This is a genomic window from Halomonas campaniensis, from assembly GCF_014193375.1.
Taxonomy (GTDB): domain Bacteria; phylum Pseudomonadota; class Gammaproteobacteria; order Pseudomonadales; family Halomonadaceae; genus Halomonas; species Halomonas campaniensis.
Genome location: NZ_JACHZF010000004.1, coordinates 190,585 through 197,201, shown reverse-complemented (window position 1 = coordinate 197,201; position 6,617 = coordinate 190,585). Strand labels below are relative to the sequence as shown.

Genomic DNA, 6,617 nt, shown 5'->3' with positions numbered 1-6,617 from the left:
ACCTGCCTCCCTCAATAGTGGCTCTGTGTTTGGGTGTCCCCACCTCAACGTAACCCACGACGTTGAGGCGGGGCAGGTCAATCCATCATGTCTACGACATTCATATAGCCCATGGCGATACGTCGCTGCATCGGCTCGCCGATACCCCCGCATTGCCCGCCCTGGCGAATGGAGGCCCACTCACCCAGCGCCAGGTGTCACTTGCATCGGCCACTCCCCTGCGCGTCGCGGTTCATGGGGACACGCTCACGCTGGCCAGACTGAGCGGCCTGCTGCCGGCCACCACCTGGCTGGCGGGGCTCGTGCTGACCTTCCTGCTCAGCGTCAACCTCGGCATGCTGGCCATCGGGCAGGCCCGCTCCCGGGAGCTGGCCACCGCCAAGGAGCGGTTTCGCTCCCTGTACACCTTCAACCCGGACGGCGTGTTCGCCCTCGACCCCCGGGGGATCTTCGTCGGGGTCAACCGGGCCGCCGAGGAGATCACGGGCCTCAGGGAGGCCGATATCGTCGGGCAGCACTTCTCGACGCTGGTGGAGGCAAGGGATCACCCCCAGACCCAGGAACACTTCATGGGGGCGAGGGATGGCGAGGTGCAGGCCTTCGAGCTGTCACTGGTCGATGCCAGCGGCGACCGGCATGAGCTGGACGTCATCAACATGCCGATCGTGGTGGAGGGCCAGGTCACCGGGGTCTACGGCATCGCCCGGGACGTGACCCGGCGCAAGCAGCAGGAGACCCGCCTTCGCATCCTCGAGCGCAGCCTGGAAGCCAGCATCAACGGGGTGATCATCGCCGACGCCTCACGGCCCGACCATCCGATCATCTACGTCAACGCGGCCTTCATGCGTATCTCGGGCTACTCCCGGGAGGAGGCCCTCGGCCACAACTGCCGATTCCTGCAGGGCCCCGACACCGACCCGGCTGCCGTTGACCGGTTGCGCCAGGCCCTGGCCGAGGAGCGGGAGGTGCAGGCGACGCTGCGCAACTACCGAAAGGATGGCTCGCCATTCTGGAACGACCTGTTCATCTCCCCGGTGAAGGACCTCAGCGGCGCGGTCACCCACTATGTCGGGGTGCAGAACGACATCTCCCAGAACCGGGACTACGAGGACCGCCTCGCCTATCACGCCAGCCATGACGCCTTGACGGGGCTGGCCAATCGCAGCCTGCTGGAGGATCGCCTGCGTCATGACCTGATCCTGGCCGGCCATAGCGAGCGTCTGCTGGCGGTGCTGCTCTTCGACGTGGATGACCTCAACACCATCAATGACAGCCTCGGCCATGCCATCGGCGACAGGCTGCTCGTCGAGGTGGCACGGCGGCTGCGCGATGAGCTCAGGACGCTGGACACCCTGGCGCGACTCGGCAGTGACGAGTTCGTGGTGCTGATGCCCGACCTGGAGAGCGAGGAGGCCGCCCTGGCATTTGCCGACTCTCTGCTGGGAATCCTGTCGCGGCCCTACTGCATCGAAGAGGAAGAACTGGTGGTCACCGTCAGCATTGGCCTCTCGTTCAGCGCCGATGGCGTCGACGACCCGACCACCCTGCTGCAGCAGGCCGACCTGGCCATGCGCCGCGCCAAGAAGCTGGGCAGGAACACCTGCCGGACCTACACCAGCGAGATCGACACTCAGGTCAGCCAGCGCCTGGCCCTTCGCCGCGATATGCAGGCTGCCATCGAGGGCCGCCAGTTCGAGCTGCACTACCAGCCACTGGTCTGCGCCAGGAGTGCCCGGGTCACCGGCTTCGAGGCGCTGCTGCGCTGGCGGCACCCCGTGCATGGCTACGTCTCGCCCGGGGTCTTCATTCCCCTGGCCGAAGAGACGGGCCAGATCGTTCCCATCAGCGAGTGGGTCCTGGAGCGAGCGTGCCGCGACCTGTCCGATCTTCGTTGCCAGGGGTTCGGCGAGCTGAGGGTGGCGGTCAACCTCTCCCCGCTTCAGTTCCAGCGCCCCGGCTTCCTCGACACCCTGAGTCGCATCCTGGCAAGCAGCGGCCTGCCGGCCCGCTGCCTCGAACTGGAGTTGACCGAAGGCATCCTGCTCGAAGACACCGAGCTCGCCATCGAGCGGCTCTTCGCGCTGCAGGAGATGGGCATCGGCGCCTCCATCGATGATTTCGGTACCGGCTACTCGAGCCTGAGCTATCTCAAGCACCTGCCGATCGGCAAGCTGAAGATCGATCGCAGTTTCGTTCAGGAACTCGCCAGCAGCGAGCGGGATGTCGACATCGTCAGCGGCATCATCGCCATGGCCCATCGCCTGGGGCTGACCGTCGTCGCCGAGGGTGTCGAGAACGAGAAGCAGCGTCGCATCCTCGAAGACCAGGGGTGCGACCTCTACCAGGGCTTCCTGTTTGCCCGCCCCATGCCACTCGGCTCCCTTCAAGCCTTCCTGGAGAACGGCTGCCTCGCGGCGCGCTGAACCCATGGCGGCGATCAGACCTGCGCAGGGAGAGCGCTATCAGAAACGACCAAGGGATAGTGAAAAGCAATTCAACCCGGTGCCTCGACGTGACGATATCACTGCCAGTAGCGGCATGGGATGCCGATACACCCCAGACTGGCAGGGGCGCATGCCCCGGAGACACCGATGAAACGGCTCGTGAACGACCTCTCGATCAAGGCTGGGCTTACCCTGGTCATGGCCCTCCTGATCACTTTCATGCTGGCCATGGCCGCTGTCGGCTTCGTGACCAACCGCGCGGGCTCGGCGGCACTGAGCGAGCTTGCCGACACCGGCATCGTCCAGATGAATGCCATCAACCGCTCGCTGGTCAATCTTGCGGAAGTCCGTGCCGCCCTGCAGGACGCCCTGGACGCCGGAGAGCTCGAACAGAACGGCCGCCTGGCCGAGGAAGCCAAGCAGGTGGCAGCCCGGTCGCTGGTTCGGGCGCGGGAAAGGCTGGCGGAGTTTCACTCCGTCAGCGTGCCGGAGGGCAGCCGACGAGCCGAGCTGATCGAGCGGGTCGACGCGGCGTTCGACACCCTTACCGGTGAGCACTTCGATGCCATGCTCATGGCCGCCAGCCTGGAGGAGGCCCGGTCGCATTGGCAGGGGGTCGGCCGGGCCTCGCGGCAACTGGACAGCGTCGTGCGTGACTTCATCCAGTTCAGCGAACTGCGTGCAGAGGAGATGCTCGCCAGCGATGCGGCCGGCAGCCGGCAGACCAACCTCATCTCGCTGGGCCTGATCGTGCTCGCCATGCTGATGGTCATCGCTTCACGGCAGTTCCTGACCATGACCATCGTGACACCGATCGAGAAGATCATCGGCCACTTCAACCAGATTGCCAGCGGGGATCTCACGGCACGGATCGAGGCCCGGGGCAAGAACGAGATCGGACGGCTGTGGCTCGGCCTTCAGCAGATGCAGCAGCGGCTCGAAGGCATCGTCACCGAGCTGAAGGTCGGCAGCGAAAGCATCTTCACCGGCTCGGGAGAGATCACCACCGGCAGCCAGGACCTGGCGAGCCGCACCGAGGAGCAGGCCGCGGCCCTCCAGGAAACCGCCGCCAGCATGGACCAGCTGACCGCCACGGTGAAGATGAATGCCGAACACGCCCTGGAAGCCAATGGCCTCTCGTCACAGGCGGCCGATACCGCCATGTCGTCAGCCGAGGAGGCCGAGACGATGCTCGGCATGATGCGGGAGCTCGAGCAGACATCCGCCCAGATCAGCGATATCGTCGGCATGATCGACGCCATCTCCTTCCAGACCAACCTGCTGGCCCTGAATGCCTCGGTGGAGGCGGCGAGAGCCGGAGAGCATGGCCGCGGGTTTGCCGTGGTGGCCAGCGAGGTGCGTGCCCTGGCCAGCCGCAGCGCCGCCTCGGCGGCCGAGATTCGCACCATGCTCGAGGCCAGCCGCAGGAAGACGTCGGAAAGCGCCGAGCAGGCGAGCCGAAGCGGCGATAACATCCGAAAGCTCGCCGAATCGGTGCGCCGAGTGGCCTCTCTGATGGATGACGTGACCCAGGCCACCCAGGAGCAGAGCCGAGGCATCGAGCAGGTCAATATCGCCATCTCGCAGATCGACTCGGTCACCCAGCAGAATGCCGCCCTGGTGGAGCAGACGAGTGCCGCCGCCGCCTCGCTCGAGGATCAGGCCACGCGCCTGGCGAACCTGACCGCCGCCTTCACGACCCGCTCGGGCCCCCAGGTCGATGACACCGCCAGGCAACGGGTGACTCGTCAGCCGACCGGCCGGCCTGACGGACAGCGTGAAAAGCCCTCATCACCGCAGGTTCCCCAGCGCCAGGAGGAGTGGGCCGAGTTCTGACCTCGCTCCCAGCCCCGCACCATGGCTCTCGTCTTTACCACGGCCACCCCGCAGCGGGTGGCCGCCGCCCTTGATCGAGCGCGGAAATTGACACAGGTCAGCCGCCTCGTCGATGCAGGTTCTGGCCCGCTCAAGCCTGAAGTCATACCGCCGATACCGGTTACAGGCAGGCCGCCAGACCGCGACACAACCACAACGAGAGTCCGCCCGCTTCCCCTGCCCGGTTAACCGACACGATGGATCGGCGGCCTCCGCCGCCGCGACCTGGAGAGACTTTCGATGCGCCACCTGCTGCACCGCATTCCCATGGGCAGGAAGTTCCTGCTCACCCTGCTGCTGCCGCTCCTGGCACTCGCCTGGTTCGCCGGCAGCGGCATCCTCGAGCGCCAGCGCCTGGCCACCAACATGGCCGGGCTGGAAACCCTGACGGCCCTGTCCCGCCATGCCGGCAACCTGGTCCATGAGCTGCAGCGTGAGCGGGGCATGTCCTCGGGCTTCATCGGCAGCCGTGGCGAGGTGTTCGGCAACCGGCTGAGCGCCCAGCGCACCGAAACCGACCGGGCCATCGGCGACTTCCGCGAGGCCCTGGCCGGTACCGACCTGGCGGCGCTGGATGCGGACCTGGCCCGCCAGTCCGCGGACATCGAGCAGCGCCTGGCGGCTACCACGGCCGTTCGCCAGCAGGTGCAGCGCCTCGAGACCGGCGCGGAGGAAGCGGTGGCCCACTACACCGGCCTCAACGACGCCCTGATGGGCATGGTCGGCCGCGTGACGCACCTGACCGCCGATGCCGGCATCTCGCGCCGCCTCGGCGCCTACTTCACCCTGCTCAAGGCCAAGGACCTGGCCGGAGTCGAGCGCGCCCTGCTGGCCAACGCCTTCAGCGCCAACCTGATGCGCACCGCCACCCACCAGCGGCTGCTGTCGATGCTCGGCCAGGAGGGCGCCTACCTGAAGAGCTTCCGGGCCCTGGCCAATGCCGAGATGCGCGACCGGCTGTCGGAGATCCTGGCCGGCGAGGAGGTCCAGCGCGTCCTGCCGCTGCGCCAGATCGCCCTGGAGCGTGGCGTCGCCGGCGGCTACAACGTCGATCCCCAGCAGTGGTTCGATTGGCAGACGGCCAAGATCAACCGGCTCAAGGCCCTGGAGGACGCGGTGGCCGAGGGCGTGCTGGACGAGGCCGCGGGGCTAAGGCAGGAGGCCCGCCAGGAGCTGGTCGGCTACCTGGTGATCACCCTGGTCGCCGCCGGCCTGGCCATCCTCTTCGCGGTGCTGGTGGTGCAGAGCATCGTGCGCTCGCTGCGTGCGGCCCTGGACGACATCGAGAGCCGCGGCGGCGACCTGACCCGCCGCCTGGCGGTGCCGGGCAGCGACGAGCTGTCGCGGCTCTACCGCGCCTTCAACGCTTCCACCGCCGACACCGAGCAGCTGGTGGCCAATATCCGCCAGGGCGCGCTCTCGGTGGAGGTGGCCAGCGGCGAGATCGCCCAGGGCAACCAGGACCTGGCCCAGCGCACCGAGGAGCAGTCGGCCTCGCTGGTGGAGACGGCCTCGAGCATGGAGCAGATCACCGCCACGGTGCGCCAGACCGCCGACAACGCCCAGCAGGCGCGCAGCATGACCGATGGCGTCGCCGGCCAGGCCCGCGAGGCCAGCGACGTGGCGGCCCAGGCTCAGGAGGCGATGCAGCAGATTCACGCCGCCAACCAGGAGGTCACCTCCATCGTCGCCGCCATCGACAACATTGCCTTCCAGACCAACCTGCTGGCGCTGAACGCCTCGGTGGAGGCCGCCCGGGCCGGCGAGCACGGCCGCGGCTTCGCCGTGGTGGCCCAGGAGGTGCGCAAGCTGGCCAGCCGCAGCGCCGAGGAAGCCTCGCAGATTCGCCGCCTGATCGACACCAACGTGGCCCGCATCGATGCCGGCGAGCAGCTGGTCAGCGCGACCAGCGACACCCTGCAGGAGATCACCCGGCAGGTGGCCAAGGTGGCGGAGCTGGTCGCCGACATGTCCTCGGCCACCACCGAGCAGTCCGCCGGCATCGAGCAGATCAACCAGGCCGTGGCCCAGCTCGAGGAGGTGACCCAGCAGAACGCCGCCCTGGTGGAACAGGTGGCGGCCGCCAGCCGCTCGCTGGACGACCAGGCCACCGACATGGCCGGCCTGATCGGGCATTTCAAGGTCAGCGAGGCGCCTCAGACCCTGGAAGGCCTCATGAAGCCTCGGCAGGCCCAGGCCGAGTTCGCCTGAGCCGTCACTCACCCGGCCGCTAAAGTGTCGCGGCCGGCTGGCCGATAGAAGGAGTAGCGAGTTACTGCGGCGCGGCCGCGATGCCCT

The 6,617-nt window shown here is 67.5% G+C and carries 3 protein-coding genes; all 3 read left to right on the top strand.

Annotated features, from left to right (window positions below; genetic code table 11):
* The first annotated feature begins 194 nt into the window (after positions 1-194).
* The 3 genes from BDK63_RS03855 (at position 195) to BDK63_RS03845 (ending at position 6,530) form a co-directional block, all read left to right on the top strand.
* Positions 195-2,423 carry an EAL domain-containing protein gene (locus BDK63_RS03855; RefSeq protein ID WP_183330006.1) on the top strand — a complete coding sequence of 743 codons (2,229 nt, stop codon included), beginning with the start codon at positions 195-197 and terminating at the stop codon, positions 2,421-2,423.
* 168 nt (positions 2,424-2,591) lie between these two features.
* Positions 2,592-4,280, top strand: a complete 1,689-nt coding sequence (locus BDK63_RS03850; RefSeq protein ID WP_183330005.1) for a methyl-accepting chemotaxis protein — start codon at positions 2,592-2,594, stop codon at positions 4,278-4,280.
* 279 nt (positions 4,281-4,559) lie between these two features.
* The gene (locus tag BDK63_RS03845) at positions 4,560-6,530 is read left to right on the top strand and encodes a methyl-accepting chemotaxis protein (RefSeq protein ID WP_246385757.1); all 1,971 of its coding nucleotides are present in this window, start codon (positions 4,560-4,562) and stop codon (positions 6,528-6,530) included.
* The last annotated feature ends 87 nt before the right edge of the window (positions 6,531-6,617 follow it).

Excerpts from the sequence above, each read along its gene's own strand:
- BDK63_RS03850 (WP_183330005.1), top strand. The coding sequence starts at position 2,592 with ATGAAACGGCTCGTGAACGACCTCTCGATCAAGGCTGGGCTTACCCTG.
- BDK63_RS03845 (WP_246385757.1), top strand. The coding sequence starts at position 4,560 with ATGCGCCACCTGCTGCACCGCATTCCCATGGGCAGGAAGTTCCTGCTC.